The following is a 25,993-nucleotide window of genomic DNA, read 5'->3' as shown; positions in this document are numbered from 1 at the left end:
TGATCAGACGGCGCAGATCACGAAGTGCTTTTTGAAGTAATCGTCCACGGTCCATTCGGTTTGCAATCCGCTTTCCATGACAAATGCGTCCCCCGCCGCAACGGTATAGCTTTCCCCCGTTCCCGTCTTGATCGTCGCGCCACCTTCCAGGATGTGACAAAACTCAACCTGATCGGTCATAGCCGCCCGAAACACACCTGCGGTGCTTTCCCAGACACCCGATTTGATCGTTTCGTCATTGCCCAAAAACTTCAATTGCGCATGTTGTCTTGGGGTACCGCTGACGATGTCGCCTGTGATGTCCTTTTCGACTTTTGGCACATCATGTTCTCTGAAAAGAGTGAATTTCACTGGAATATCTCCGAAGTTAGGAACAGTTTCTCTTGCGGGTTCGTCAAAGCGGGTCGATCACCGTATCCAGCTTGTCCCGGAACGTCATCGCGGGCGCCGCGAATGGCAACACTTTCCGCGCCGCCCAGTGCATCGGGATTGGCCGAATGGGTGTGACCGGAAACGGCAATGTATCATCCGAAGCGCCAAGGGCTTTTTTCACGACACTCCGCGCCATTACAGATGTCATGGCGATGCCACGCCCGCTGAAACCCAGTGCCGCCAGCACTCCGGGTTCCGGTTCGTGCAAATGCGGCATCATCTCTGGCGTGACCGCAATCCGGCCTGCCCATGTGGCCTCAATCGGTGTCCCGCTGAGCTGAGGAAAAACCGTCTTCAACCCGCGCTTCAATCGGTTGACCCCGCCCAAGGTCGCGGCATTATCCGTGCTGCCCACACAGCCAAACACAAGCCGCCCATCACGGTCATAGCGGCAATAATAAATCGCCCGGCGCGTATCTGCGAGCGTCACGGATTTGGGCAGAATTGATTTTCGCAGGTTGTCAGACAAAGGCTCCGTTGCCAGCGACACGCTGACCATCGGGAAAAACGTCTGCTTCAGGTTGGGCCACAAGTCATCCGAATAGGCATTGGTGGTCAGGATAACGCGGTCCGCGGTAACAGATCCCTGCGGCGTACTGACCTTCCATTTGTCGCCCACACGTTCCATCGATTGAACCGGGCTCTGGTCATAAAGTGCGGCGCCAAATTTGATCGCTGTTCGGGCAAAACCACGGGTCAGAGATAGAGGCTGTACGTGACCACCGCGTGGATGAAACAGCGAAAACCCATAGGCCTCAGAACCCAACGCCTTGGCGGTTTGTGCGCGGTCCTGAAATTCAATCTGCGCTCCCGCCGCATTCCAGGCGGCACCAAGTCGCTCCAGGTCTTTCTGCGCTGATTTGCAATGCGCGGCCTGCACCCAGCCCGCCTGTTCCGGGTCACAATCAATCTCGTATTTGCGGATATCGTCAAAAAGCGCATCGGCGCATGCCAGCGTGGTGTCCACCAGACGTCCGGCGCAGGCGTCTCCCAGCCGCTTGGCCAGATCGTCCGGGGTGGCCCGCCAGATCGGATTACACTGCCCGCCACTGCGCCCACTTGCGCCAAATCCAATACTGCGGGCCTCCAACAGGGCAACCCGTGCTCCGTTTTCCGCCAATCCAAGGGCTGTGCGCGTGCCGGTCAACCCGCCACCTACGATGACAAAATCCGCTTCAATGTGATCGCGCAATTCGGCGCATTGTGGCGCCTCGCCAGCGGTTCGGTGCCAGTGGATGCCTTGCGTCGCTATGTTCCCGGTTGAAGAAGCCGCGTTCATTTTCCGTATCCCTGCAGATTTGTTTTACAATTCAAAACTTTAATTTCACATAAGGAAACTAAAACAAATCGCCAAGGTGGGTCAATAGGTTTTGCCTCCGGTACCGAACAAACGCCCGCACGCCTGGATAGTCGGTTGCGCTAACTACTTCTTTTGCGCCGAATTTCGGTTTGCCAACCCATTGAAACGACTTTAAACCTCTGCAACTAGCGCCAACAAAATAAACAATTGACGGAATCGCGCTTCTGTCCTTAATCTTACTATGCGAAATAAAAGTTTTGCAATGCGGAACTTTTCATCAGTATCGTTAAGAACCTAACTACGAAACCACCAATGGGGATTAGAAATGATCAAAAACACAACTCTCGCAGCAGCGATGGGCCTGACGGCAGCATTGTCGACACCTGCCTTCGCGGCTGACGAAATCACGGTAGGCTACTTCCTGGAATGGCCGATGCCGATGATGGCGGCCAAAGCGTCGGGCGCTTACGATGAAGCACTGGGCATGAAAGTGAACTGGGTGTCCTTCGAAACAGGTACAGCCATGAGTGCCGCAATGGCATCCGGCGACGTTCAGATGTCCGTATCGCAAGGTGTTCCACCTTTCGTTGTTGCGGCATCCGGCGGTCAGGATCTTCAGGTTGTTGACGTGGCCGTAAGCTACTCGGACAACGACAACTGCGTTGTGCATTCCGATCTGGAAATCGACAAAGACTCGGCGGGTGAACTCGCCGGTAAGAAAGTTGCCGTGCCTCTGGGCACCGCGGCACATTACGGCTTCCTGCGTCAGATGAGCCATTTCGGTGTTGACCTTGCCAGCCTGCAAGTTGTTGACATGCCTCCGCCCGAAGGTGCGAACGCACTGGGCCAAAAGGCTGTTGATTTTGCCTGTGGTTACGGCGGCGGTCTGACGTCGATGAAAGAGTACGGCAACGTGCTTCTGACCGGCGACGAAAAAGAAGAGCTGGGCATTCTGGTGTTTGACGTCACAACGGCGCCTGCGTCTTTTGTTGCGGAAAATGGTGACATCGTTGCCAAGTTCCTGAAAGTAACAGCCGATGCAAACGCAGAATGGGCTGCAAACCCAAGCGACGAAATGCTGGCGGTTATTGCTGAGCAGGCCGGTATGGATGTCGACGCGGCCAAAGGCGCGATTTCGACCATGAAGTTCCCATCAGTTGACGATCAGCTGTCGGACAAATGGCTGGGCGCCAATGCGGCAACCTTTATGAAGGGTGTTGCGGACGTGTTTGTTGAAGCAGGCTCGATCGACTCGGCTCTGGACAGCTACGAAGACGCGGTAAACACCGGTCCTCTGACAGCTGCCAGCGGCATGTAAACTCTGATCGGCTGGCGCGGAGATTTTTCGCGCCAGCCATCCAATAAAACCCAAGAGCGGGGTCAACCCTGCTTGAACTTCCGCCACGGCGGGCAACAGGTGGGGACCTTATGACCGGACTTTCCATACAAAATTTATCTATGCGATTTGAGCTACCGGATGGTGGCGCAGTGCAAGCATTGGAAGATGTCTCGCTTGATCTCAAAGCGGGCGAATTGATGAGCGTGCTGGGGCCTTCGGGCTGCGGCAAGACAACATTGTTGAATATTGTTGCCGGGTTTTTGGCGCCCACCAGTGGCAAGCTGGTTTTGAACGGACATGACATCAGCGGCCCCGATGCCGAACGCGGCATGGTGTTCCAGAAAGGCGCCCTGTTCGAATGGATGTCGGTGCGGGAAAACGTGGGCTTTGGCCCGTCGATGAAAGGCACACCAGCGGCCGAAAAGCGCGAAACTGTGGATCACCTGCTGGATGTTGTTGGCCTGCAGGATTTCAAGGAAAAGGCCGTTTACGAGCTTTCGGGCGGGATGCAGCAACGCGTGGCCCTTGCACGGTGCCTCGCGAATGACCCCGATGTGATCCTGATGGACGAACCTTTGGGCGCTCTTGACGCCCTGACCCGTGAAAAGATGCAAAGCCTTGTGCTGAAGCTCTGGAAGGAAACGGGCAAGACGATCATCCTGATCACCCACTCGGTCGAGGAAGCGCTGCTGTTGGGCGAACGCCTGATCGTGATGGCGCCCCGCCCCGGTCGCATCCACAAGGAATACCGCTTGCCGTTTGCCGAACTGGGCGTCGGCGCGGACCTGCGCGAAGTCAAGAAACATGAGGAATTCGGACCGCGTCGCGAAGAAATCCTCTCGATGATCTGGGACATGGAAGAAGAAATCATGGGCCGGACGGAGAGTGCAGCATGACCGGGTTTTTCGTTCTCTTCATCTATATTGCGATTTTCATCGCCGCATATCTGATCGTGACCAAAGTAATCCAGGGCGCCGGTCTTTCGGATTACACCTCGCTCAAAACAGTGACGTTCGGCGACGAAAGCGCCGTGCGTCCCAACCGAATGGCCGGTGTCATTTCCATCCTGACCCTGTTCTTCATCTGGGGCATGTTCACGGGCTCGGCGTTGTTGCCGAAGTTCATGCATGCGCCGGCGCCTTTTGTCGGCACGGCCGAATTTACCTACACGGTTGAGGCAAATGGCGAGCGTGACGATGCGAACGTCACCGTGATCGTACATCCGCGCGAAGAAGAAACCAAAGCGCCAGAGGTTGAACCGGGTGACGGGTTTGCCAAAAACGACTCTGCCGCCATTGCACAGTGGCGCTCGGGCCTGATCCGGGTGGACAGCAATGACGATATCTCGAAAAAAGACGGCTCGGAGGTGGTTGCGATCAACGGGCAACCCATCAAACGTGGGGAAACCGTAGAGATCGAAAGCGGCACCGTCACGCTGTCGGACAAGGGCACACCCAACTATGCCCCAAGCCGCGGCTGGCAGATGGAACCGCTTTACTTGCCGCCGCCCGAAGATGTCTGGACCCGTACGATCAAGGTGATCAGCGAAGGGTTCAGAAACTTCACGCTGTGGGAGCACCTCGGATATTCACTCTTCCGCGTTGTGGCGGGCTTCCTGCTGGGGGCACTTATTGGCATTCCATTGGGCTATGCCATGGGGCTGAGCGACTGGTTCCGGGGATGGTTTGACCCCATCGTGGAATTCATGCGCCCTGTACCACCGCTGGCCTTGATCCCGTTGGTGATCATCTGGTTTGGCATCGGGGAGGTCGGCAAGATCATCCTGCTCTTCCTTGCGGCTCTCTGGATCATGGCAATTGCTGCACGCTCTGGCGTGTCGGGTGTGGCCATCTCCAAAGTTCACGCCGCCTATTCTCTAGGTGCCAGCAAATGGCAGATCATGCGCCACGTTATCATCCCCAACAGCCTGCCGGAAATCTTCACCGGTGCGCGGGTTGCGATGGGCGTCTGCTGGGGCACGGTTGTGGCCGCCGAGCTGGTGGCCGCGGAACAGGGTGCCGGGATGATGATCATGGTCGCTTCGCGTTTCCAGAACACCGATATCGTGATCCTGGGCATCATCCTGATCGGCGTCATCGGATTTGGCATCGACATGCTGATGCGGTGGGCAGAACGCCTGCTGGTGCCGTGGAAAGGCAAGGGTTAAGCGTCCAGCCATATCTTTGGAAAACAGGCCTCCCTCGTGGGGCCTGTTTTTTTGTGTGGTCGCAGAACGGCTCCGGGCCTTACTCGGGCTCAGGCAGATGGCAGCAAAGGCAGATTTTATTGCCATCAAGGTCGCGGAAATACGCGCCATAATAGTTGGCATGATAGTGGGGGCGCAGGCCCGGGGCGCCTTCGTCGGCCCCGCCAAACCGCATGGCGATCTCATGGCCCTGTCGCACGGCCTGACGATCCGGCGCATTGAGCGCCAGCATGCCGCCATTGCCCGGCTGGGCCGGTTTTTCATTCAGCGGCTCTGTCAAAACCAGCATTGGACTCTCGGCATCAAGAGGCACCCAGCCCATCCACCCTTCACCGTCTTCATCGACGATCTTGCGCCACCCCAGACACTCCAGAAGCGCGTCGTAAAACGCCCCTCCCGCTTGGATATCGTTGGTGCCTAATGTGATATGTGAAATCATCATGCTGCCCTGTACTGACGCACACCTGACGACTGCCACGCGCGTGGACAAGCCTACGCCGGAACGCAGGATGTACAAGTCACCGGTGCCACAAGACTTTTGGCAAGCTGCGGTATTGTTAGCGATTAACGGGTTGGAACGGGGTCAGGGATCAGAGGTCAAGCTTGCTGAGTGCGGCTTGAACGATTTTACGGCTGGCGCTGTCTTCGTCCGTTGCATCCTCAAACTTCTCAATGGCAATCCGAGCGTATTCCTTCATCTGCGGACCATAGTTTTCGTCCTGCCATGCGGCGGCAGCCGACGTCCCGATCAGACACAAAATCACAAGACGAGCATAAAACCGGGCCTTCTTTGCCCGCATTTTATAGCGCTCCTGACGCTCTTGCTTTTTTACAAACTTGAGTTCCATGCCCAACGCATGTCAGGCTCTCATGGCATTTTTGGGGCGCTGGTCGGGCAACATTCAGATGTATTTCTTTGTGCAACGGCACCTGTCTCCGCGCTCGCGGCGTATAGCACCACCGGGACGGGTCAGAGATGTTCAGGCTGTGGCATGCCCAGAACGTGATACCCGCCATCCACGCGGATGATTTCGCCAGTTGTGCACGCCCCTGCATCAGAGGCCAGATAAACCGCCGTGCCGCCAATCGCCTCGAGCGTGGCGTTGCTGCGCAGCGGTGCATTCACATCTGTATGTTTGTAGGTCTTGCGCGCCCCGCCAATCACGGCACCCGCCAGCGTCTTCATGGGGCCCGGTGAAATGGCATTGACCCGGATGCCGTCTGGCCCCAGATCATTGGCGAGATAGCGGGTAGTGGCCTCCAACGCAGCTTTTGCCACACCCATCACATTGTAATTGGGCACAACGCGGTTCGATCCCTGATAGGTCATCGTCAAAAGCGTGCCGCCGTTCTCCATCATCATCGGATGGGCCCGGCGGGCGACTTCGACAAAGGAATATGCCGATATATCCATCGAGTTTTTGAAATTCGCGCGGCTGGTATTGAGAAATCTGCCCGTCAATTCGGACTTGTCTGAATACGCAATGGCATGGACCAGAAAATCAATAGTTGGCCATCGATCTGCCAACGTGGCAAAGCAGGCATCCAGAGACGCATCATCGCATACATCGACATCCAGCAAGAGATCAGAGCCCAACGAGGCCGCCAGAGGCTCGACACGTTTGCCAAACGCATCCCCCTGATAGGAAAACGCCAGTTCGGCACCGGCCTCGTGCATTGCCTTGGCGACACCCCAAGCGATCGAGCGGTCATTCGCCACCCCCATGATCAGCCCGCGTTTGCCCTTCATCGCATCATTCATAGGTGCTTATCCGTTATATTTGCTCAGAAGCATCGATCCGTTCGTGCCCCCGAAGCCAAAAGAATTGGTCATCACCGTATCGATGCCTGCGTTGTCTACGCGGGATGTCGCAATTTCGGCTGCGTCCAATGCAGGATCCAGCGTTTCGACATTGATCGACGGGATGATGAAATCATTGTGGAGCGCCAGAAGGCAGTAGATTGCCTCTTGTGCGCCGGTGGCACCCTGACTGTGCCCGGTCATTGATTTTGTGGACGAAATGGGTGGTGTTTTACCCTGTCCGAATATTCGGCGCACGGCCTCAACCTCACCAACATCGCCGACGGGCGTCGATGTTCCATGCGCATTGATGTAGCTGACGCTGCGGCCCTCGGGGAGGGTTTCCAGCGCCAGGCGCATCGCGCGCTCTCCACCTTCGCCGCTTGGCGCAACCATGTCGGCACCGTCGGATGTGGCGCCATAGCCCGTCACTTCGGCGTAAATGCGGGCCCCGCGGGCCAGTGCATGTTCCAGTTCCTCAAGCACGATGATGCCACCACCACCGGAGATCACGAACCCATCGCGATCCGCATCAAAGGCACGGCTGGCGCGTTCCGGCGTGTCATTATATTTGCTCGACATTGCGCCCATGGCGTCAAACAGACACGAGAGGGTCCAGTCCAACTCCTCGCCGCCGCCCGCGAACATCACATCCTGCTTGCCCATCATGATCTGTTCCGCCGCATTGCCGATGCAATGCAGGCTGGTGGAGCAGGCCGAGGTGATGGAGTAGTTGATGCCCTTGATCTTGAAGGCCGTGCTGAGGTTGGCGGATATTGTCGAACACATGGTTTTGGGCACGGCAAAAGGCCCGATCCGTTTGGTGGCACCGGTTTTCAGAACCGTCTGATGTGCTGCCAACATGGCGGAGGTCGACGGGCCGCCAGAACCGGCCACAAGACCTGTGCGCGGGTTGACCACATCGGCTTCTTCCAGCCCCGCATCTGCAATGGCTTGCGACATTGCGATATGGGCATATGCCGCGCCGGGTCCCATGAACCTCAGGGTGCGTTTGTCGACATGCTCACTCACATCAATCTTCAGATCACCCGCGATCTGGCTCCGAAATCCATGTTCGGCCATATCCGCATTTGCAGTGATGCCAGACCGGCCCTCTTTCAAAGAGCCAAGCACCTCGTTTGCATCATTCCCAATGCTCGAAACGATACCCAGGCCGGTGACCACGACACGACGCATTAGCGATCTCCTTCGTTCAGGGGGTCAGCTTTCTGACAGCGCAACCTTCATGTCCTTGACTTGATAGATGACCTCGCCATCGGCCTCAACCCGACCATCGGCCACACCCATCGTCAACCGGCGGGTTTGCACGGCTTTGGTAAAATCTATGTAATACGTCAACATCTTACGGTCTGGACGTACCATACCTTTCAGTTTGACCTCTCCAACACCAAGCGCATAGCCGCGCCCCTGCCAGCCCCGCCAGCCGAGGTTGAAACCGGTCAGCTGCCACAGCCCATCCAGACCCAGACAACCGGGCATGATCGGATTTCCCGGGAAGTGGCAGCCAAAGAACCAAAGATCCGGTTTGATATCAAATTCAGCCACCACATGGCCTTTGCCATGCGCACCACCATCGCCGCTGATATCGGTGATCCGATCCATCATCAGCATGGGGGGTTCTGGCAATTGTGCGTTGCCGGGGCCAAAAAGCTCGCCCCGGGCGCATTTCAGTAGGTCATCCCGGTCAAAGCTGCTTGGATAGTCAGCCATTCAGGCGGCCCCTTTCAATTCTGCAATATTCCGTTACTTCCCGTGTAGCACCCGGTAAAAGGCGCTTGCAAGCCTGAGTGCGGCACCTTGTCCGCCAGATGTGTATGAATTTGTTTGAAATCATTGGGGCAGCGGCCCTATATTAAAGGTACAAAAAAAGGATGGCAGCTGTGGCAACCGAAATTGCGACGACCCGAGGCACTGAATGGCTTACCGGCGCAGGTTTACGCCCGACCCGTCAGCGGGTTGCCTTGGCGACATTGCTGGTGGGCGACGGCCAACATCGCCACGTTACTGCCGAAAGCCTTTTTGCCGATGTGCAAACCATGGGCGAAAGCGTTTCACTGGCCACGGTCTACAATACGCTCCGCGCGTTTTGTGATGCTGGCTTGGTTCAGGAAGTAACAGTCGACGGTTCGCGCAGCTATTTCGACACCAACACGCATGATCACCCGCATTTCTTCTGGGAAGATGAAAACCGGATTTCCGACGCCCCGGCGGAACAGTTGGAGATCACCAGCCTGCCCAAGGCCCCCGAGGGTGCCGAAATTGCCAAGGTTGATGTTATCATCCGCTTGCGCCGCACCTGAAATACGTCATTCTGACCGCTGAACTTCCCTGATCAGCGAGACCTGCCATGCGCGCCATCACCTATTCCCGTTTCGGTACCTCGGCCGATGTGCTTGAGTTGGTTGACCTCCCAACACCGTCACCCGCCGCGGGCGACGTGCTTGTCCGATTGGCGTTTTCGGGTGCAAACCCCTCTGACGCCAAGGCCCGTGCAGGTGCGCGGCCGGGTGTAACCAAACCCGCCTTTGACCAGATCATCCCACATTCCGATGGCGCAGGCGTCATCGAGGCTGTTGGGGACGGGGTTGATGCGGCCCGGGTGGGCGAACGCGTTTGGATTTGGAACGGTCAGTGGCAACGCGCTTTTGGCACCGCAGCGACCTATATTGCCCTGCCCGCCGAACAGGCCGTCTCCCTGCCCGACGGCGTGTCTTTGGAAACCGGGGCCACGCTTGGCATCCCCGGGTTGACCGCCGCGCAAACGGTCTTTGGCGGCGGCGATGTAACAGGTAAAACACTGTTGGTCAGTGGCGGCGGTGGGGCCGTTGGCCACACTGCTGTTCAACTGGCCAAATCAGGCGGCGCGACGGTGATTGCCACGGCCTCGGCCGCTGGCGCCGCACGGGTCAAGGCGGCAGGCGCGGATCATGTCTTTGACTATGCCGATCCCGATCTGGCGGCAAAAATCACCGAAGCGACGCATGGCACGGGCATTCATCGCGCGGTCGAAGTGGAGTTTGGTGCAAATGTCGATCTGTTGGCGGCGGTGATGGCGGAAAACGGCACGATTGCCGCCTATGGCTCTTTCATCAACATGTCACCAGAACTGCCCTTCGGCCCGTATCTATTCAAGGCCCTGAAAATAGATATCACGCTGATATACATCTTGCCTAAACCGAAGCGGGACGCAGCCATCGCGCGGCTTCATGCAGCACTGGTGGATCGCGCGTTGCAACCCGCCGTGCACGCCACCTATCCGCTGGATCAATGCGCCGCCGCCCATGATGAGGTGATGACCCCAGGGCGCGCAGGGGCCGTGTTGCTGAAAACGGACTGAGATGGGGCTTACCGGCGTAGTGTCATAGGCAACGCGTCGTTCGCCGACGCAGGCTACCTCTATTCAATCGATACGAGTTCGATCGCAAAGGTCAGGTCCTGCCCCGCCAAGGGGTGGTTAGCGTCAAGCGTTACCGTGTCGTCGGTCAGACCTACAACACGCACGGGGATTGCCTGCCCGTCGGGTGCTTGCATCTGCAACTGAATCCCAACTTCTAGCGGGATATCATCCGGAATTTCACTGCGGGGTACATCTTGCCGCGCATTGGGATGCGGCTGTCCATAGGCCTGATCTGCAGGCACTTCGACAACCTTTTTATCCCCCACTGCCATGCCTGGAATGGCCTCATCCAATCCCGGAATGATCTGCCCTGACCCAACGGTGAATTCCAACGGATCACGGCCTTCACTGCTGTCGAATGTGTCGCCATTGTTCAGCGTTCCGGTGTAATGTAGGCGGACTTTGTCGCCCGATTTGACCTGCGTCATTGATATTCCAATCGTGGGAGTGTGCGGCTTTGCACGGGGTGCAAATGGCTGCGTGAATTTGCAAGGCCGCACGGTTTGGCGCGGGGTGCTTGGGCGAATTTTGCAATACGCTACCTGCTCCCTTGACCGATTGCAAATTGCGGCTGGCCCGCGACGCGAGGGCACAGATTGCGCCTTTCCCTCCTTCATCTTCCATGCCAGTCTGGCGCTGACGTGGACCGGGAGGCCGTTTTGACCATCACAACTTGTGTTTTTGATGCCTATGGAACGCTATTCGACGTGGCAGCAGCGGCGCGCCATGCCGCGGCAGAACCGGGCCGAGAAGCCTTTGCAAAAGACTGGCCGCAGATCGCCGAGCATTGGCGGTTAAAGCAGTTGCAATATACGTGGCTGCGGGCGGTCATGGGCACACATACGGAGTTTTGGCAGGTAACGCAGGACGGCCTGGATTGGGCTCTGGAAGCCAACGGTCATGGGGAAGACCCAGAGTTACGAGAACGTCTGCTGCAGCTCTATTGGGAGCTTGAGGCCTATGCCGAGGTTCCCGCGATGCTGTCTGCCCTGAAAGCCGCCGGAATGAACACAGCGATCCTTTCGAACGGCTCGCCCCCCATGCTGGACGGTGCTGTTCAATCCGCGGGCATTGGGGACGTTCTCGATGATGTGCTATCGGTCGAAAGCGTGGGCATCTTCAAACCTGCTGATGTCGTCTATGACCTTGTGGGACAGCGCTTTGGCTGCGCGCGCGACGAGGTGCTCTTTGTCTCTTCAAATGGCTGGGATGCCGCGGCCGCTGCGGGCTATGGATTTATCACCGCATGGGTCAATCGCGCCGGTGATCCGATGGATCGGTTGCCCGCAAAACCGCATCATGTCCTAAGTGATCTGACCGGCATCCCGGATTTGGCGAGCAGCAAGGGATGAGCACTTTTCAAACCTCTGACGGGCTGACGCTCTACTATGAGGATGTCGGAAAGGGCACGCCGGTTCTGTGCTTGGCGGGCCTTACGCGCAATCTGCGCGATTTCGATTTTCTGGTACCTCATATGACCCACACGCGCCTGATCCGCATGGATTACCGCGGCCGGGGAAAATCAGATTATGCCACTGATTTCATGACATATTCCATCCTGCAGGAGGCTCAGGATGCGATTGAATTATTGGATCACCTTGGACTGAACAAAGTCACACTGATGGGGACGTCGCGGGGCGGCTTGATCGCCATGGTGCTGGCCCATTTGCACAAAGACCGGCTTGGCGGCGTTATCCTCAACGACATCGGCCCCGTGGTTGCACCCGGCGGGCTGGAGCGGATCATGGATTACGTCGGCAAAGAACCGAATTTTGCGACCTATGCCGAGGCAGCGGACGGGTTGAAGGCCGTTTATGCGGACGCGTTTCCGAATGTGACACTGAACCGGTGGTTGGTTCAGGCCGAATTCATGTGGGCCGAACAGGGTAAGAACACGCTGGCGCTGCGGTATGATGCCCGGTTGCGCGACGCGCTTGTCGGGCAGGCTGGCGCGGGAGAAGCGCCAGATTTGTGGCTGTTATTCGATGCGTTGAACGGGCTGCCGCTGGCGTCGATCCGGGGGGCCAATTCCGATTTGCTCACCGCCGAAACACAGGCAGAGATGGCCAAAAGACACCCCGGCATGATTTCCACGACCGTACCGGACCGGGGTCATGTGCCGTTCTTGGACGAGGCCGAGGCCTTGAGTGCCATCACAGACCTTTTGGAACAGGTACAATGACCGATATCTCCATGATCCGCGCGGCGGCGCAACGATTGCATGGCCACGCGCGGCGTACCCCTTTGCTCCATTCGCCGTTTATCGACGAGATCGCGGGACGGCGCGTGTTCATCAAGCCCGAATGCCTGCAACACACAGGCAGCTTCAAATACCGCGGTGGTCGATCTGCCGTGTCGGCATTGGACGACGAAACCCGCGCGCGCGGTGTCATTGCATTTTCCAGCGGCAACCACGCGCAAGGCGTGGCCTTGGCCGCGCGCGAATTTGATGTGCCCGCTGTGATCATCATGCCCGCCGACGCGCCTCAAATGAAGATCGAAAACACCCGCGCACTTGGGGCGGAGGTTGTGCTCTATGATCGCGTTGGCGGGGAAAGTCGCGAGGCAGTAGGGGACGCTTTGTCCGCCGCGCGCGGGCTGACCCTGATCAAGCCATATGACGAACCACAAGTGATCGCAGGCCAAGGCACCACGGGGCTCGAGATTGCTGAGGATGCACATGCGCTTGGCATAACGGATGCGGACCTTCTGGTGTGTTGTGGCGGCGGTGGGCTGACCTCGGGCATTGCACTGGCGTGCGAGGCCGAGGCGCCGGGATTGCGTGTGCGTCCTGTCGAGCCGCAAGGGTTTGACGACGTGACCCGCTCGCTCAAGTCCGGCCATATCGAGACCAACAACCAACAATCTGGCAATATCTGCGATGCGATCCTGACGCCGTCGCCGGGCCAAATCACATTCCCGATCCTCAAGCATCTTTGCGGCCCCGGTCTGGCGGTCAGTGAAGACGAATGCCTGCATGCCATGGCGGTTGCCTGGGCACGCTTGAAAACCGTGGCGGAACCCGGTGGTGCCGCCGCACTGGCCGCCGCCCTGTTTCACAAAGACCAGATCGAAGGTGACACGGTACTTGTCACCATTTCCGGCGGCAATGTGGATGCGGATGTGTTTCAGACCGCCCTTTCAAAATACGGGAACGATGTATGACCGAGTTCACAATCGCCAGTTTCAACGTCAAAAACCTGATTGGGCCAGACAAGGAATACTACGAATTCCAGACCTACACGCCCGAGGAATACGCCTGGAAAGAGGACTGGATGGCCAACCAGCTTCTGACCATGGACGCAGACATTGTAGGCTTTCAGGAAATCTTTGAAGAAGATGCACTGCGAAGCGTCGTGGAGGAAACCAACCGGCGTGCAGAGGTGTTGAATGCCGCTACATTGCCCGACAAGTCCAAAAGTTACCGACGCAAAGTGATCTTTCGCAAACTCGCGGTAGAGCCTTACTCGGATGCCGCAATCGCCTTTGCCCCCAACAGCGCGGATGGTGGCATGCCGGGGCAACGTCGACCGGGATTGGCGCTGTTGTCGCGGTTCGGTTTTGAAGGCACGCCCGAAATCATACAGGACCTGCCAGAGCCCTTTACCATCCCGTTTCAACCGCTTCGGGGGCTGGACGGCGCGCAGGAAGCCGGATTTTACAGGCTGCAACGGCTCTCCCGGCCCATCCTCAAGGCGCGAATTCGGATCGGCGAGCGCGTCATCACCGTGTTCAATTGCCACCTCAAATCCAAATTGGGCGAACACCTTAAGCCCGCAGGTGCGGATTTTGCACCGGAAGAGGATTTGACGAAATACGATCCCGTTGGCCGGGCCTTGGGCAGCCTGCGCGCCGCAGTGCGCCGCATGGCCGAAGCCTGGGTTCTGCGCCGCGAGATCGTTACGGAGATCAAGGCCGGTAACCCGGTGATGGTCATGGGCGATTTCAACGATGGCGAACACGCCGTCAGCTCCGAAATCATCGCCGGCGAGGTTCCGTTCAAGAACTACGCCTGGATGCTGCGCCATGATGCCAAGGCCAAAAATGATCGGTACTCAGAAGAACAGAGCGCCCAGATCACCGACGACATCGAAACGGTTCGCCTGCATTCGGCCGAAAAACTGTTTGTTCGGAAATCCCTGCGTGACATGGTCTACACGTCTGCTTTTGGTGGCGTTTACGAATCCATCGACCAGCTTTTTCTGTCGCGGCATTTCCACCCCGACAATCCGGATCGTTTGGGCGATATGACCTATTTCAGCGTTTTCAACGACCATCTGACCGATGGCTCCCACCCCGAAGCGCCGTATAACAAACTCGCGTCTGATCACGGTCAGATCGTTGCCCATATGAGTCTGCGCTGATGGCGTTGCTCGATCTCGGGGATGTGCGGCTTGAAGTTCGCGAAGATGGTGACCCACATGGCGCGCCACTGGTTTTCGCCAATTCGCTCGGCACGGATTTACGGCTGTGGGACAAGGTTGTGCCGTTGTTGCCCCCCGGTTTGCGGATCATCCGGTATGACATGCGCGGCCATGGCATGTCTGATTGCCCACCCGGCCCCTACACGATGGGTCAACTGGTGCACGATGCGGAACAGGTATTGGAAGCATTGAAGGTGCGTGAATGCGCCTTTGTTGGACTGTCGATTGGCGGTCTGGTTGCACAGGGCCTGGCGATCAAACGGCTTGATCTGATGCGTGCACTGATCCTGTCGAACACAGCCGCCAAAATTGGCCAGCCCGATATGTGGGCAGACCGGATTGCCGCCGTACGTGCCGGTGGCATCGAAGCGCTGGCGAACCCCACGATGGAACGGTGGTTTGGCCCCGCTTTTCGCGCCAGTGACGAATTGCAATTCTGGCGGGACATGATGACCGAACAGCGCGCTGAAGGGTTCATCAGCTGTATGTCCGCGATCTCCGGCACGGATTTTTACACACCAACCAGTGGTTTGCGCCTGCCCGCCCTGGGCATTGCGGGATCAGACGACGGGTCCACCCCGCCAGATCTGGTGCGCGAAACGATCGACCTGATCCCCGGTTCGCAGTTCCATTTGATCCGCAAGGGCGGACACTTGCCCTGTGTTGATCAACCCAAAGAATATGCCGCCGTGCTGACCGAATTCCTGCGCAAAACCGGGCATATTCCCGCGGATCCGGACTAGGGGATCGGTTGGATCATGCAGCGTAACCTGCCCACGATCTTCATCCTGATTACATTGGTGATCAACGCCATGGGCATTGGCCTGATCATTCCGGTCATGCCAAACCTCTTGCTTGAGGTTGGCGCGGGCTCACTGGCGGATGCGGCACTTTGGGGTGGTATCATGTCGACCTGTTTCGCCGTGATGCAGTTCCTGTTCGGACCGGTGATTGGTAATCTCTCCGACAGGTTTGGCAGAAGGCCTATTCTGCTGACGTCCCTTTTTGTCATGACGCTGGACTATCTGGTAATGGCGCTTGCCGGGTCCATCTGGCTCCTTCTGATCGTGCGGATCGTGGGTGGCATCACGGCCGCCACGCAATCCACCGCCGCCGCTTTCATGGCCGATACAACGCCGCCTGAAAAACGCGGTGCGCAGTTTGGGCTAGTCAGTGCCGCCTTTGGTGTTGGTTTTATTCTAGGGCCTTTGATCGGCGGGGTCTTGGGTGATTTGGGCACCCGCGCACCGTTCTACGCTGCTGCCGGACTGGCCGCGGCAAATTTCATATTCGGATGGTTCATCCTGCCTGAAACCGTCACCGATCAAATTCGGCGGCCCTTTGACCTGAAACGCGCCAACCCGTTGGGCGCGCTCAAAAATATCGCCACCCTGCCTGGCCTCGGTAAATTGCTGACGGTCTATTTTCTGTATCAGCTTTCCTTCAATGTCTATCCCGCGATCTGGGCGTATTACACCCAAGCCAGTTTTGATTGGGACACACGTATGGTCGGCCTCTCGCTTGCTGCCTTCGGTATTTCGATGGCCGTTGTTCAGGGCGGATTGATCCGTGTGGTTCTCGCCAGGCTGGGAGAGATGCGCACCATTATCGCGGGCTTTGGATGCGCCCTTCTGTCCTTTGTGTTGCTGGCCTTTGTCACCAACGGCATCCTCGCGCTCTGCTTCACACCCATAGCAGCACTGGCTGCGATGGCGGCACCCGCCCTGCAATCGCAGATGTCACGTCAGATTTCCGCGGATGCCCAAGGCGAGTTACAAGGCATCATCACCAGCGTGAATGCACTGGCGCTGATCGTCTCTCCGTTGTTGATGACGGGCGTCTTCGCGGCGGCCACGGCGCCCGATGCTGGCATCTTTATGCCCGGCGCGCCCTTTCTGGCGTCATTCGCGCTGGCATCTGCGGGATTACTCCTCTTTCTCTACTGCCGCCGCGCCCCGGCTCAAAGCCGACCCGGCTAGGTCGCATTCCGCATTGCAACCCGGCGCGAGATCCGGGTCAGGCTGTGCAGATACGCCCGGTGTGGGGTCTGCACGAGGTTAACACATGCAAAAAATCAAGGCCGCGGTCTGCCACGAATTTGGCAAGCCACTTGTGATCGAAGACGTACAATTGCGCGCACCCGGCACCGGCGAAGTTCAGGTTGATCTGCACGCCGTTGCGATCTGTCATTCCGATATCATCTTTGCCGAAGGCGGATGGGGCGGATCTTTGCCAGCGGTCTATGGGCACGAAGCGGCGGGCCGGATCAGCGCGGTTGGCCCGGGCGTGACAGGCGTATCACAGGGTGATCCTGTGGTGGTGACCCTGATCCGGGCCTGCGGACAATGCCCCACCTGCGGCGCAGGCAAACCCACCGCATGCGAAACGCCATATGACGGCGATCTGGGTCCGCTTAACACGGCGGATGGTAGGAAATTGCATCAGGCCATGGCCTGCGGTGCCTTTGCTGAAAAGGTCGTAGTCGATCAAAGCCAGGTGGTGAAAATCCCCGAAGATCTGTCGATGGACACGGCCAGTCTGTTGTCCTGCGGCGTGATCACCGGCGTGGGTGCCGTGGTCAATGCCGCTGGTCTGCGCGCCGGTCAGGACGTGGTTGTGATCGGCGCAGGCGGCGTCGGCCTCAACGCCATTCAGGGCGCGCGCATTGCCGGTGCCCGCCGGATCTTGGCCGTAGACATGAGCGAGGACAAGCTGGACACAGCCATTGAATTTGGTGCGACAGATGGCGTCCTGGCCACAACGGACAAACCCTGGCGCGCCGCGAAGCAGGCCATGGGACGTGGGGCCGATGCGGTGATCGTGACCGTGGGGGCGATACCGGCTTATGATCAGGCACCGCGGTACCTTGGTGGCGGTGGCAAGGTGATCATGGTGGGCATGCCGCATTCCGGCGCGGAATCGCATTATGAGCCAGTCAATTTTGCCGCCACCGGACAGGGCATGGTCGGCTCAAAAATGGGCGACACGGTCATCCGGCGCGATATTCCGTGGATGATCGACATGTACGCGCAAGGCCGGTTGAAACTGGATGAGCTGATCTCGAACCGCTGGAGCCTGGAGCAGATCAATGAGGCCATTGAAGACACGAAATCCGGCAGTGCACGTCGCAACGTGATCCTGTTCTAGGACGCAGGGAGCCAAAACATGCGCCTTCAAGATCTCGATATCATCGTCACCGCGCCCCCTGCCCCCGGCTGGGGCGGGCGGTATTGGATTTTGGTCAAACTGACCACGGATGGCGGCGTCACGGGATGGGGGAGTGCTACGCCTCATCCATCGGGCCGGAGGCGATGAAAGCCGTGATCGGAGACGTTTTTGAGCGGCACATGCAGGGCGAAAACCCTGAAAGCATTGAACTTATGTTCCGCCGCGCCTATTCCTCCGGCTTCACGCAGCGGCCTGATCTGACGGTTATGGGCGCGTTTTCGGGCTTAGAGATTGCCTGTTGGGATATTCTGGGGAAGGCACGGGAAAGGCCGGTTTGGGCGCTGCTCGGGGGTCGGATGAATGACCGCATCCGGGCTTACACATACCTCTATCCCCTGCCCCATCACGACATCAACGCCTTTTGGACATCGCCAGACATGGCGGCAGAAACGGCATCGGCGATGGTTGATCTGGGCTACACCGCGGTCAAGTTCGACCCGGCGGGCCCTTACACGATGCGTGGCGGGCACATGCCCACGATGGGCGATATCGACCTCTCGGTGGCCTTCTGCAAGGCGATCCGCGACGCCGTTGGCACCAAGGCCGACCTGCTGTTTGGCACCCATGGGCAATTTACCACGGCGGGTGCCATCCGGCTTGGCAAGGCGCTGGAGCCTTATGCACCGCTTTGGTTCGAAGAACCCATCCCCCCGGATAACGTAGCCGAAATGGCCAAAGTGGCCAGCGCCGTATCTATCCCGGTTGCCACCGGAGAGCGGCTGACCACCAAGGCGGAATTTGCACCTATTCTGCGCGCCGGTGCTGCCACGATCCTGCAACCGGCCTTGGGCCGTGCGGGTGGTATCTGGGAGATGAAAAAAGTCGCTGCCATGGCCGAGGTTTATAACGCGCAGATGGCGCCGCATCTTTATGCGGGCCCTATTGAATGGGCCGCCAATATCCATTTCGGTGCGTCCATTCCAAACCTCCTGATGGCCGAAACGATCGACACGCCGTTCCACGCTGCATTGATCAAGAATTCAATCCGGGTGGAGGACGGATTTATCACGCCCCCCGAAACACCCGGCCTTGGCATCGAGGTCGATGAGGAGCTTGCCCTCGCGCATCCTTACAGCGGGTCCGGCCTTCATCTGGAAATGCAGGAAGCGCCCTGTGATTACGCCAACGGGAATGCATTCACCGGCGGGGCACCCCCAAGTCGGATTAGGGCAAGAGCCCCAGCCACACCCAAACAGTCAGGATCGACAGCGCGGTGCCAATCAGCACGCTGGACGCCGCGACGCGTCGTGCCGCCCCGTACATGTTGGCAAAGATATAGGTGTTGATGCCCGGCGCCATGGCCGCCGTCAGGACTGAGGCGCGGACCACCTCGACCGGCAGGGCAAAGCTGGCCACCAGACCGCGGGTGATCAGCGGGTGAACCACAAGGGCAATGGCACAGACAAAGAGGATGACGCGCAAATCACCCTCGGGCCGGTAACGCACCAACACACCACCGAGACCGAATAGCGCCGCAGGCAAGGCCGCGCGAACCAGCAGATCCAGCCCGTCATTGAGAACACCCGGCAATGTGATGCCGGTGAGATTAACGGCAAAACCAAGGGCGATGCCGACAATCAGGGCGTTCGAAAACATCGCCTTGAGTACCTTGCCCGTGAGCGCCAGACCGGAAGAGCCGCGCGCGCGCGTGATCTCCATTGCGGTGATGCCGACGCCGTAACAAAAGGGGGAATGCAGTGCGATGATGGCGTAATTGACGCTTAGTGCATCCGCGCCATAGGCGCGTTCCGTCAGGGGCAGGCCCAGCAGGACGGTATTGGAAAAAAGGCAGCAAAATCCGATAGCTACCGCATCCTCCCAACTCCGCCCGAACACATATCGTGCGCCCAGAAAGCCCAGCAGGAAGCCTGCCATGGCGCCGGTATAGAAACTGATCAATAGCCGCCAGTCAAAGCTTTGACCCAGATCAAGGCGCGCGATGGCGGTGAAGAGGAGACTGGGAATGGCAAACTTCTGGGTGAAATTCATCAACCCATCGACACCCGCATCGGAAAACCACCCGCGCCAGACCGCCAGATACCCAAATCCGGTCACAACAAAGACCGGCAGAATGACATCCAGCAGAGCCTGCATGAAGGATCAGACCGTGAACCGGATCACCATGCCGTCATAGGCAGCGGTGATCCAATCGGGCGTCTCGTCAATAACGGCCTGATAATCGAGGTCGATATGCATATTGGTCAGCACACCCTGTTTCGGGCGCGCGCGTTTCATCCATTCAACGGATTGTTCGAAATGCGAATGCGTGGGATGCGGCGTGCGGCGCAGCGCGTCGAGCACCCAGCACTCAAGATTTTCAAGCACGGGCCAGACATCCTCGGGGATCGTTGCCACATCCGGCAGATAGGCAAGCCCTGCCACCTTGAAACCAAGCGCGTCGATCGAACCGTGGCCGACTTTGAACGGCTCCAGCGTGATCGTACCTCCGGCCCCGTCAATCACCACGTCACCACTGATCGTGTGCATGTCAAGGATCGGCGGATAAGGTGAGCCTTCGGGCTGCACAAAGGCATAACCAAAGCGCGAAAAAAGTGCGTCCTGCGTGGCCCCATCGGCCCAGACGGGCAAACGACGTTTCATGTTGAAAACGATCATGCGCAGATCGTCCAGCCCGTGCACGTGATCCGCATGGGCATGGGTATAGACAACCGCATCCAGCTCACCGATGCCCGCATCCAGCAATTGCATGCGCAGATCAGGTGACGTGTCGATCAGCACGCGCGTAGTGCCGCCGGCGGTTTCACGCTCCACCAGCATCGAACAGCGGCGTCGCATATTGCGCGGATTGGTAGGGTCGCAATCGCCCCAATGCCCGCCAAGCCGCGGCACGCCGCCAGATGATCCGCTGCCCAGAATGGTGAAGCGTAGCTCTGCCATCAGGCCGCCGCCTTCCAGAATAACCGGTCGAAATTGGCTTGCGTCTGGGCGGCAAAATCAGGCCATTCCATGCCGAAAACATCGGCGCCCACCTGGGCCGTGTAAAGCGTGTACGCCGGCTCGTTGCGTTTGCCCCGGTGTGGCGGCGGCGCAAGATAGGGCGCATCAGTTTCTACAAGAATGCGGTCAACCGGGGCGCACGCAAAAATGTCACGCAGTTCCTGGCTTTTGGGAAACGCCGCAATGCCCGACATCGACAGGTAAAATCCCAGATCAAGGGCCGCCTTGGCAAGGGCCGCGCTTGACGAAAAACAATGCATCACGCAGGTGTACGCGCCGTTGTGAAATTCTTCGGTCAGGATGCGGGCCATATCGTCATCAGCAGCGCGCGCATGAATGATCAGAGGCAGGCCGGTCTGGCGTGCAGCCTCGATATGAATTCGCAAAGATTTCTGTTGAATTTCAGCACTTTCAGAGGTGTAGTGATAGTCGAGACCGGATTCACCAATACCCACAAACTTTGGGTGCTTGGACAGCAAAATCAACTCATCCACACTTGCCAATGGTTCATCCGCTGCGCTCATGGGATGGGTGCCAGCCGCGTAAAAGACAGGCGCATAACGTTCAGCAATTGCCCGCACCTGAGGCTCCAGCCGCAGCTTGGTGCAAATGGTGACCATACGGGTTACGCCGCCGGTGACCGCCCGCTCAATCATTGCATCTCTCTCCCCGTCGAAATCGGGAAAATCCAGGTGGCAATGACTGTCAGTGATCTGGATTTGGTCTGTCATGATCGGGGCCCTTGGCGAGATTATCCCGCGGCGGTTTGCTGTATCTTGAACACCGTATCTAGGACGAGCGCGGCAGGGTCAAGGTTGACCGATCGGCCGTGCCGGGCACGTGCGCTGATCTCTTGCGCGCATTCTGCCCAAGCGCGGCCCTGCGACGGAGTAGCAGACAAGCGTGCGAGCATATCTTTCTCTCCCGGCGCGGCCTGCACCTCGGGGGTGGCACCTGCGGCCCCGCTGCGCGCCAACCGGGCCAGCAGAAGATCCGTCAGGCCGAGCAGTAGATCGAGCCTGTTTTCCGCGCCCCGTGTCGCGGCAGCCTCGGCCAGTTTCAAGGCACGGGCACGATCCAGGCGCGGCAAGGACGCGACAATCGCCACCAATTCGGCATAGATTTTCAACCCACCCAAATTGATCAACCGCACCGCCTCACCAACGGAGCCACCTGATAACTCGGCCAGCGCCGCCGCGTCTTCGGGTGCATCGACATCCGCTTGCGCCAGGGCCTGCGCCATATCTGCGGCGTTCAGCGGCGCCAGACGCAATTCGCGGCATCGTGACCGGATTGTCGGCAAGAGGCGCGAGGGTTGATGACTGACGAGCAGCAGAACTGTTCGCGCGGGTGGTTCTTCGAGCATCTTCAGAAGGGCATTTGCGGCCTGAACGTTCATCTCATCCGCGCAATCCAGGATCACCACACGTCGCCCGCCATCCGTCGCGCTGAGTTGCAGAAACTGGTTCAGACGGCGCACATCGTCAGCAACAATCATGTCGCGCATACGACCGGTCTTTTCGTTGGGCGTCCGGGTGATGTGAAACAACCCGGGATCAGAGCCCGCCAATAACCTGCGTGCGACGGGATGGTCTGGCGGGATGTCCAGTGTTTCAGGCACGGCAGCGACGTCGCCAAAGAGCCCGCCCTCTTCTGCATCCGGGGTCGCCAGAAGGAACCGGGCGATGCGCCAGGCCAGCGTGGCCTTGCCCACACCGCGTGGCCCGGTGATAAGCCACCCGTGATGCAACCGACCCGCGTTGAATGTCTCGAGGAATGTGGTTTCAGGCCCCGTTTGGCCGATCAGTTGCGCGGTTTCGCGCGGATGCGGCGCGCCCTCAACCCTATCAGGTTCAGGAAGAGCATCATCTGCCATCACAAACGTCCTGCAACAGCGTTTTGAACGTCTGCGGCCACATCCTCAACCGCCTGCCCACCCTCAATCACCACGAAACGGTCAGGAAATTCCCGCGACAATTCCAGAAACCCGTCGCGCATGCGTCGCTGCATCTCTGCGCCAAAGGATTCGAACCGTTCCTCGCCATCCCCGCGCGACAAAGCACGTTTCAAACCAGTTTCCGGATCCATATCCACCAGCACTGTCAGATCTGGCTCGCGACCGATCATCAGCCTGTGCAATTCGTCGACCAGACCACGCAAATCAGCACGTCCCAAACCCTGATACATGCGCGTACTGTCAGCAAAACGGTCGCTAATTACGATCTTTCCCGCCGCAACGGAAGGAGCGATTGTGCGTTCCAGATGATCCCGGCGCGCGGCCGTGAACAACAGCAATTCCGTTTCCGCCGACCATTTGTCTGCGTCGCCTTCCAGCACAAGTTTGCGGATGTCTTCGGCGCCGGGGCTGCCACCCGGTTCACGCGTCAGAACCACATCGTGACCTTGCCCGCGCAGGTGATCCGCCAAGAGACGCGCCTGGGTGGATTTACCCGAACCGTCGATCCCTTCGAATGTGATAAACCGTCCCTGCCCGCTCAAAGCGCGCCCTCGGGCCCCTGTTGCAGCCGCGTCAGTAACAACCCGGACACGGTCCGCAGTCGCGCAAGAAAGCCACCTTTCGGCACGTCCACCGTGGCAACAAGTTTGACCCGCGTTTCCGGCAATCCTTCCGGCGCAAACACCAGCTCCGCCAGCTCATCACCCGCGGCAATCGGTGCCTTGATCGGTCCGGTATAGACCACTTCGGCCTTGAGATCGCTCGACCCCAACACGGGTACCAGTGTCACCACGTCTTCAGACACGGTCAGACCTACCGCATTTGTACTGCCCATCCAGACGTCGGCCGTGGCAACCTGCGTGCCGGCTTTGACGACGGATTTTTCGACAAATTGGCGAAAGGCCCAGTTCACAATGGCCGAGCTTTCTTCGGCCCGCGTCTTGATGCTGGGCAGACCTGAAACAACAAACACAACGCGTCGGTCCCCCTGTTTGGCCGATCCGACCAATCCGTAGCCCGCTTTGACAGTGTGGCCCGTTTTCAGACCATCCGCCCCAATGCCAAGCTTGAGCAAGGGGTTACGGTTTTGCGTGTTCTTGGGCGCGCGTCCGTCAAATTCAAACTCGGTTTCAGCGAACATCGGGTAGAATTCGGGGAAATCCTCGATCAGCCGCGTGGCCAGCAAGGCCAGATCACGCATGCTCATCGCGTGTCCCGGCGCGGGCCAGCCGTTGGAATTCAGGAAAGTCGAATTTGTCATGCCCATCTGTTGCGCACGTTGTGTCATGAAGCGTGCAAACCCGGCTTCGGTGCCATCCGGGCTCAGCGCTTCGGCAATCACCGCACAGGCGTCGTTGCCCGACAGCACGATGATTCCGCGCAGCAGATCATCGACGCGCACTTTGTCGGTTGTATCGAGGAACATGGTGGATCCCCCATAGCTCATCGCATGGGTCGACACCGGCAACCGTTCTTCCATCGACAGGCGCCCTTCGCGGATCGCCTCGAACGCCACGTAAAGTGTCATCAGTTTGGACATGGACGCGGGCGGCAAGGGCGTATCCGCGTTTTTGTTCAACAAGATCGTACCGGTGGTAATGTCGGTGACAAACGCGGCTTTGGCCTGTGTATCAAACGCTGCGGCAGGCAGTGTTGTAGTCACCAAGATCAACGTCGGGGCAAGAAAGCGAAGAAAACGGTTCATGACGCGTGCTTTTAGTTGGTTACAGGGTAAGCGTCGTCAAACCCGACGCCCTTGATCTTCGACAGCAGAGTGCTGCGCTCGGCCTTGGTTGCCGCCGGGCCGACAATCACACGCCAGAATTTCTTTCCTTGCGAGCTTTGTTCAAGCACCGTGGGCACCATACCCGCCTGCCGCATGGCGGCGGCTGTGTTATTGGCGTTCTGCTCTACGCTGAAAATACCGATCTGCAGGAAAGGTTTCTCCAGCGATGAATTCGACTGCGGTGCCGCGGCGGGTGCTGCAGCAACCTCTGCTGCGGGCTCGGGCAACGGCTCGCTTGCCGCCTCGGCGGTACCGTCGGTGCCATCAAGGGCGGCAGCGGCACCTGCAACAGGATCGAGCGTGCTCACTTCCACATCTTCGGGCGCCTCAGGATCAACAGTAGGCGCAGGTGCTGCCTCTGGATCAGGGGCTTTTTCACGGCGCAATGCTGTGACGTTCAGCGCGGCGGGTGATCCGGCCAAAAGGCCAAGTGCCGCAGCTGCGTCCGACGAGACCTGCAAAGATGGGCCCGGATTGGCCCGCTCGCGCCGGAAAAGCGCGCCGATGACAAATTTCGAATTGTCATTGTTTCTGATAATCACCCGTTCCGGTTCGACCACATCAGGATGTGCCACCCAAACGCCGCCCAAAGATGGTCTGCCATCCCAGAGACCCTGATCTGTGACCTGAAACACCTCCGGTGCTTCAACATCACGTTCAACAAGTTTGACCGAAGCATCCGCGCTTGTTTCCGCCGCTTCCGCCGGTTTTTTGTTTAGGTTCAAATTCTTAAAGGGGTTGAATGTCGCCCCTTCTTCACATCCCGCCAGCAGTAATATGCTGGCACCAGCCAATGCTGCCCGGCGCCAATTGGATGTGCCGCTTGTGCATTGTAAATTCATGCCTCGCCCCTTGCCTGTAGTCGCGCCTGTTAGCGCTGTTCCCCGGTTCAGTCCGGCCTTTTGCTCTGACGGCTTTTCCGGCCCTGCAAGCGCAGTCTAGCGAGTTGTCGCCTACAATAAAAGTCCGCACATTAAGGCTCGGCGATTTTCCACAGAAAACAACGTCTTTCAGAATCAAATCTGTTTGTTTAGGGAAGAACGCGTCGGAGGAGTGGCAGAGTGGTCGAATGCACCGGTCTTGAAAACCGACGTAGGTGAAAGTCTACCGTGGGTTCGAATCCCACCTCCTCCGCCACCTGCAC

General features: G+C 58.4%; 27 protein-coding genes, 1 tRNA gene and 1 pseudogene. 14 read left to right on the top strand and 15 right to left on the bottom strand.

The genetic code is table 11. The annotated features are described in order from the left end of the window. Window positions 1-3 precede the first annotated feature (3 nt). Both ACZ1HJ_RS10435 and ACZ1HJ_RS10430 read right to left on the bottom strand, forming a co-directional pair. Window positions 4-351 (bottom strand): cupin domain-containing protein, encoded by a 348-nt coding sequence (locus tag ACZ1HJ_RS10435; protein WP_472718606.1) that lies wholly within the window; start codon window positions 349-351, stop codon window positions 4-6. 43 nt (window positions 352-394) lie between these two features. Next, window positions 395-1,711, bottom strand: coding sequence for an NAD(P)/FAD-dependent oxidoreductase (locus ACZ1HJ_RS10430; protein WP_472718605.1), 1,317 nt, complete (start codon window positions 1,709-1,711; stop codon window positions 395-397). 346 nt (window positions 1,712-2,057) lie between these two features. Between ACZ1HJ_RS10430 and ACZ1HJ_RS10425 the strand changes: the two genes are divergently transcribed. The 3 genes from ACZ1HJ_RS10425 (at window position 2,058) to ACZ1HJ_RS10415 (ending at window position 5,238) form a co-directional block, all read left to right on the top strand. Then, on the top strand, window positions 2,058-3,050 hold the full coding sequence (locus ACZ1HJ_RS10425) for a taurine ABC transporter substrate-binding protein (protein WP_472718604.1): 993 nt from the start codon (window positions 2,058-2,060) through the stop codon (window positions 3,048-3,050). Window positions 3,051-3,160: 110 nt separating this feature from the next. Beyond that, window positions 3,161-3,967 carry a taurine ABC transporter ATP-binding protein gene (locus tag ACZ1HJ_RS10420; protein WP_472718603.1) on the top strand — a complete coding sequence of 269 codons (807 nt, stop codon included), beginning with the start codon at window positions 3,161-3,163 and terminating at the stop codon, window positions 3,965-3,967. Continuing rightward, window positions 3,964-5,238 (top strand): ABC transporter permease, encoded by a 1,275-nt coding sequence (locus ACZ1HJ_RS10415; protein WP_472718602.1) that lies wholly within the window; start codon window positions 3,964-3,966, stop codon window positions 5,236-5,238. The genes ACZ1HJ_RS10420 and ACZ1HJ_RS10415 overlap by 4 nt, the downstream gene beginning before the upstream one ends. A 79-nt stretch (window positions 5,239-5,317) precedes the next feature. Here ACZ1HJ_RS10415 and ACZ1HJ_RS10410 read toward each other — a convergent pair whose 3' ends face one another. The 5 genes from ACZ1HJ_RS10410 to fabA form a co-directional block, all read right to left on the bottom strand. Next, a complete protein-coding gene (locus ACZ1HJ_RS10410) occupies window positions 5,318-5,719 on the bottom strand; it encodes a VOC family protein (RefSeq protein WP_472718601.1) in 402 nt (133 codons plus the stop codon). 148 nt (window positions 5,720-5,867) lie between these two features. Further along, entirely contained in the window at window positions 5,868-6,125 is a 258-nt protein-coding gene (locus ACZ1HJ_RS10405) for a hypothetical protein (RefSeq protein WP_472718600.1), read from the bottom strand. A gap of 122 nt (window positions 6,126-6,247) precedes the next feature. Then, window positions 6,248-7,039, bottom strand: coding sequence for an enoyl-ACP reductase FabI (locus ACZ1HJ_RS10400; protein ID WP_472718599.1), 792 nt, complete (start codon window positions 7,037-7,039; stop codon window positions 6,248-6,250). A 6-nt stretch (window positions 7,040-7,045) separates the two neighbouring features. Beyond that, window positions 7,046-8,275, bottom strand: a complete 1,230-nt coding sequence (gene fabB, locus ACZ1HJ_RS10395; RefSeq protein ID WP_472718598.1) for a beta-ketoacyl-ACP synthase I — start codon at window positions 8,273-8,275, stop codon at window positions 7,046-7,048. 24 nt (window positions 8,276-8,299) lie between these two features. Next, the gene (fabA, locus tag ACZ1HJ_RS10390; protein WP_472718597.1) at window positions 8,300-8,809 is read right to left on the bottom strand and encodes a bifunctional 3-hydroxydecanoyl-ACP dehydratase/trans-2-decenoyl-ACP isomerase; all 510 of its coding nucleotides are present in this window, start codon (window positions 8,807-8,809) and stop codon (window positions 8,300-8,302) included. A 161-nt stretch (window positions 8,810-8,970) separates the two neighbouring features. Between fabA and irrA the strand changes: the two genes are divergently transcribed. Both irrA and ACZ1HJ_RS10380 read left to right on the top strand, forming a co-directional pair. Then, on the top strand, window positions 8,971-9,399 hold the full coding sequence (gene irrA / locus ACZ1HJ_RS10385; protein ID WP_472718596.1) for an iron response transcriptional regulator IrrA: 429 nt from the start codon (window positions 8,971-8,973) through the stop codon (window positions 9,397-9,399). A gap of 47 nt (window positions 9,400-9,446) precedes the next feature. After that, entirely contained in the window at window positions 9,447-10,436 is a 990-nt protein-coding gene (locus ACZ1HJ_RS10380) for an NADPH:quinone reductase (protein WP_472718595.1), read from the top strand. A 59-nt stretch (window positions 10,437-10,495) separates the two neighbouring features. Here the strand turns inward: ACZ1HJ_RS10380 and ACZ1HJ_RS10375 are convergent, their stop codons facing one another. Further along, window positions 10,496-10,924, bottom strand: a complete 429-nt coding sequence (locus ACZ1HJ_RS10375) for an FKBP-type peptidyl-prolyl cis-trans isomerase (RefSeq protein ID WP_472718594.1) — start codon at window positions 10,922-10,924, stop codon at window positions 10,496-10,498. Window positions 10,925-11,155: 231 nt separating this feature from the next. Between ACZ1HJ_RS10375 and ACZ1HJ_RS10370 the strand changes: the two genes are divergently transcribed. The 8 genes and pseudogenes from ACZ1HJ_RS10370 to ACZ1HJ_RS10335 all read left to right on the top strand — a co-directional run. Further along, window positions 11,156-11,848, top strand: coding sequence for a haloacid dehalogenase type II (locus tag ACZ1HJ_RS10370; protein WP_472718593.1), 693 nt, complete (start codon window positions 11,156-11,158; stop codon window positions 11,846-11,848). Continuing rightward, window positions 11,845-12,678, top strand: a complete 834-nt coding sequence (locus tag ACZ1HJ_RS10365; RefSeq protein ID WP_472718592.1) for an alpha/beta fold hydrolase — start codon at window positions 11,845-11,847, stop codon at window positions 12,676-12,678. The genes ACZ1HJ_RS10370 and ACZ1HJ_RS10365 overlap by 4 nt, the downstream gene beginning before the upstream one ends. Then, complete coding sequence (locus ACZ1HJ_RS10360; RefSeq protein WP_472718591.1) at window positions 12,675-13,661, top strand: threonine ammonia-lyase; 987 nt, start codon at window positions 12,675-12,677, stop codon at window positions 13,659-13,661. Before ACZ1HJ_RS10365 ends, ACZ1HJ_RS10360 begins: the two co-directional genes overlap by 4 nt. Beyond that, on the top strand, window positions 13,658-14,860 hold the full coding sequence (locus ACZ1HJ_RS10355; RefSeq protein WP_472718590.1) for an endonuclease/exonuclease/phosphatase family protein: 1,203 nt from the start codon (window positions 13,658-13,660) through the stop codon (window positions 14,858-14,860). The genes ACZ1HJ_RS10360 and ACZ1HJ_RS10355 overlap by 4 nt, the downstream gene beginning before the upstream one ends. Next, entirely contained in the window at window positions 14,860-15,663 is an 804-nt protein-coding gene (pcaD, locus tag ACZ1HJ_RS10350; RefSeq protein WP_472718589.1) for a 3-oxoadipate enol-lactonase, read from the top strand. The genes ACZ1HJ_RS10355 and pcaD overlap by 1 nt, the downstream gene beginning before the upstream one ends. A 15-nt stretch (window positions 15,664-15,678) precedes the next feature. Further along, a complete protein-coding gene (locus ACZ1HJ_RS10345) occupies window positions 15,679-16,899 on the top strand; it encodes a TCR/Tet family MFS transporter (RefSeq protein ID WP_472718588.1) in 1,221 nt (406 codons plus the stop codon). 85 nt (window positions 16,900-16,984) lie between these two features. Further along, the gene (locus tag ACZ1HJ_RS10340; RefSeq protein WP_472718587.1) at window positions 16,985-18,067 is read left to right on the top strand and encodes a Zn-dependent alcohol dehydrogenase; all 1,083 of its coding nucleotides are present in this window, start codon (window positions 16,985-16,987) and stop codon (window positions 18,065-18,067) included. A gap of 18 nt (window positions 18,068-18,085) precedes the next feature. Beyond that, window positions 18,086-19,305 (top strand): annotated as a pseudogene (locus ACZ1HJ_RS10335) (mandelate racemase/muconate lactonizing enzyme family protein); the annotation flags it as partial. 7 nt (window positions 19,306-19,312) lie between these two features. On the opposite strand, the gene ACZ1HJ_RS10330 reads toward ACZ1HJ_RS10335, so the two are convergent. Genes ACZ1HJ_RS10330 through ACZ1HJ_RS10300 form a run of 7 tightly spaced genes read right to left on the bottom strand, consistent with a single transcriptional unit; the run spans window position 19,313 to window position 25,691 of the window. Beyond that, a complete protein-coding gene (locus tag ACZ1HJ_RS10330) occupies window positions 19,313-20,242 on the bottom strand; it encodes an AEC family transporter (protein WP_472718586.1) in 930 nt (309 codons plus the stop codon). Window positions 20,243-20,248: 6 nt separating this feature from the next. Further along, window positions 20,249-21,046, bottom strand: coding sequence for an MBL fold metallo-hydrolase (locus ACZ1HJ_RS10325; protein WP_472718585.1), 798 nt, complete (start codon window positions 21,044-21,046; stop codon window positions 20,249-20,251). Then, window positions 21,046-21,837 (bottom strand): TatD family hydrolase, encoded by a 792-nt coding sequence (locus ACZ1HJ_RS10320; RefSeq protein ID WP_472718584.1) that lies wholly within the window; start codon window positions 21,835-21,837, stop codon window positions 21,046-21,048. The genes ACZ1HJ_RS10325 and ACZ1HJ_RS10320 overlap by 1 nt, the downstream gene beginning before the upstream one ends. A gap of 20 nt (window positions 21,838-21,857) precedes the next feature. Continuing rightward, window positions 21,858-22,982: a DNA polymerase III subunit delta' gene (locus ACZ1HJ_RS10315; protein WP_472718583.1), complete on the bottom strand. Its 1,125-nt coding sequence runs from the start codon at window positions 22,980-22,982 to the stop codon at window positions 21,858-21,860. Further along, window positions 22,982-23,605 (bottom strand): dTMP kinase, encoded by a 624-nt coding sequence (gene tmk / locus ACZ1HJ_RS10310; RefSeq protein WP_472718582.1) that lies wholly within the window; start codon window positions 23,603-23,605, stop codon window positions 22,982-22,984. Before tmk ends, ACZ1HJ_RS10315 begins: the two co-directional genes overlap by 1 nt. Next, the gene (locus tag ACZ1HJ_RS10305; RefSeq protein ID WP_472718581.1) at window positions 23,602-24,768 is read right to left on the bottom strand and encodes a D-alanyl-D-alanine carboxypeptidase family protein; all 1,167 of its coding nucleotides are present in this window, start codon (window positions 24,766-24,768) and stop codon (window positions 23,602-23,604) included. The genes tmk and ACZ1HJ_RS10305 overlap by 4 nt, the downstream gene beginning before the upstream one ends. Before the next feature lie 11 nt (window positions 24,769-24,779). Then, complete coding sequence (locus tag ACZ1HJ_RS10300; protein WP_472718580.1) at window positions 24,780-25,691, bottom strand: SPOR domain-containing protein; 912 nt, start codon at window positions 25,689-25,691, stop codon at window positions 24,780-24,782. Between the two features lie 205 nt (window positions 25,692-25,896). On the opposite strand from ACZ1HJ_RS10300, the gene ACZ1HJ_RS10295 reads away from it, so the two are divergent. Then, window positions 25,897-25,986 (top strand) — tRNA-Ser (locus tag ACZ1HJ_RS10295). Window positions 25,987-25,993: the final 7 nt, after the last annotated feature.

The sequence above is a fragment of the Roseovarius sp. JB2-10 genome, assembly GCF_055693585.1.
The sequence above is the reverse complement of the archived record's forward strand: the minus strand, read 5'-3'. Positions and strand labels throughout refer to the sequence as shown.

Excerpts from the sequence above, each read along its gene's own strand:
- ACZ1HJ_RS10405 (WP_472718600.1), bottom strand. The coding sequence starts at position 6,125 with ATGGAACTCAAGTTTGTAAAAAAGCAAGAGCGTCAGGAGCGCTATAAA.
- ACZ1HJ_RS10305 (WP_472718581.1), bottom strand. The coding sequence starts at position 24,768 with ATGAACCGTTTTCTTCGCTTTCTTGCCCCGACGTTGATCTTGGTGACT.
- ACZ1HJ_RS10330 (WP_472718586.1), bottom strand. The coding sequence starts at position 20,242 with ATGCAGGCTCTGCTGGATGTCATTCTGCCGGTCTTTGTTGTGACCGGA.
- ACZ1HJ_RS10425 (WP_472718604.1), top strand. The coding sequence starts at position 2,058 with ATGATCAAAAACACAACTCTCGCAGCAGCGATGGGCCTGACGGCAGCA.
- ACZ1HJ_RS10380 (WP_472718595.1), top strand. The coding sequence starts at position 9,447 with ATGCGCGCCATCACCTATTCCCGTTTCGGTACCTCGGCCGATGTGCTT.
- ACZ1HJ_RS10340 (WP_472718587.1), top strand. The coding sequence starts at position 16,985 with ATGCAAAAAATCAAGGCCGCGGTCTGCCACGAATTTGGCAAGCCACTT.
- fabB (WP_472718598.1), bottom strand. The coding sequence starts at position 8,275 with ATGCGTCGTGTCGTGGTCACCGGCCTGGGTATCGTTTCGAGCATTGGG.
- ACZ1HJ_RS10375 (WP_472718594.1), bottom strand. The coding sequence starts at position 10,924 with ATGACGCAGGTCAAATCGGGCGACAAAGTCCGCCTACATTACACCGGA.
- ACZ1HJ_RS10415 (WP_472718602.1), top strand. The coding sequence starts at position 3,964 with ATGACCGGGTTTTTCGTTCTCTTCATCTATATTGCGATTTTCATCGCC.
- ACZ1HJ_RS10420 (WP_472718603.1), top strand. The coding sequence starts at position 3,161 with ATGACCGGACTTTCCATACAAAATTTATCTATGCGATTTGAGCTACCG.
- fabA (WP_472718597.1), bottom strand. The coding sequence starts at position 8,809 with ATGGCTGACTATCCAAGCAGCTTTGACCGGGATGACCTACTGAAATGC.
- ACZ1HJ_RS10355 (WP_472718590.1), top strand. The coding sequence starts at position 13,658 with ATGACCGAGTTCACAATCGCCAGTTTCAACGTCAAAAACCTGATTGGG.
- ACZ1HJ_RS10345 (WP_472718588.1), top strand. The coding sequence starts at position 15,679 with ATGCAGCGTAACCTGCCCACGATCTTCATCCTGATTACATTGGTGATC.
- ACZ1HJ_RS10400 (WP_472718599.1), bottom strand. The coding sequence starts at position 7,039 with ATGAATGATGCGATGAAGGGCAAACGCGGGCTGATCATGGGGGTGGCG.
- ACZ1HJ_RS10360 (WP_472718591.1), top strand. The coding sequence starts at position 12,675 with ATGACCGATATCTCCATGATCCGCGCGGCGGCGCAACGATTGCATGGC.
- ACZ1HJ_RS10365 (WP_472718592.1), top strand. The coding sequence starts at position 11,845 with ATGAGCACTTTTCAAACCTCTGACGGGCTGACGCTCTACTATGAGGAT.
- ACZ1HJ_RS10325 (WP_472718585.1), bottom strand. The coding sequence starts at position 21,046 with ATGGCAGAGCTACGCTTCACCATTCTGGGCAGCGGATCATCTGGCGGC.
- ACZ1HJ_RS10320 (WP_472718584.1), bottom strand. The coding sequence starts at position 21,837 with ATGACAGACCAAATCCAGATCACTGACAGTCATTGCCACCTGGATTTT.
- ACZ1HJ_RS10410 (WP_472718601.1), bottom strand. The coding sequence starts at position 5,719 with ATGATGATTTCACATATCACATTAGGCACCAACGATATCCAAGCGGGA.
- ACZ1HJ_RS10300 (WP_472718580.1), bottom strand. The coding sequence starts at position 25,691 with ATGAATTTACAATGCACAAGCGGCACATCCAATTGGCGCCGGGCAGCA.
- ACZ1HJ_RS10430 (WP_472718605.1), bottom strand. The coding sequence starts at position 1,711 with ATGAACGCGGCTTCTTCAACCGGGAACATAGCGACGCAAGGCATCCAC.
- irrA (WP_472718596.1), top strand. The coding sequence starts at position 8,971 with ATGGCAGCTGTGGCAACCGAAATTGCGACGACCCGAGGCACTGAATGG.
- pcaD (WP_472718589.1), top strand. The coding sequence starts at position 14,860 with ATGGCGTTGCTCGATCTCGGGGATGTGCGGCTTGAAGTTCGCGAAGAT.
- ACZ1HJ_RS10315 (WP_472718583.1), bottom strand. The coding sequence starts at position 22,982 with ATGGCAGATGATGCTCTTCCTGAACCTGATAGGGTTGAGGGCGCGCCG.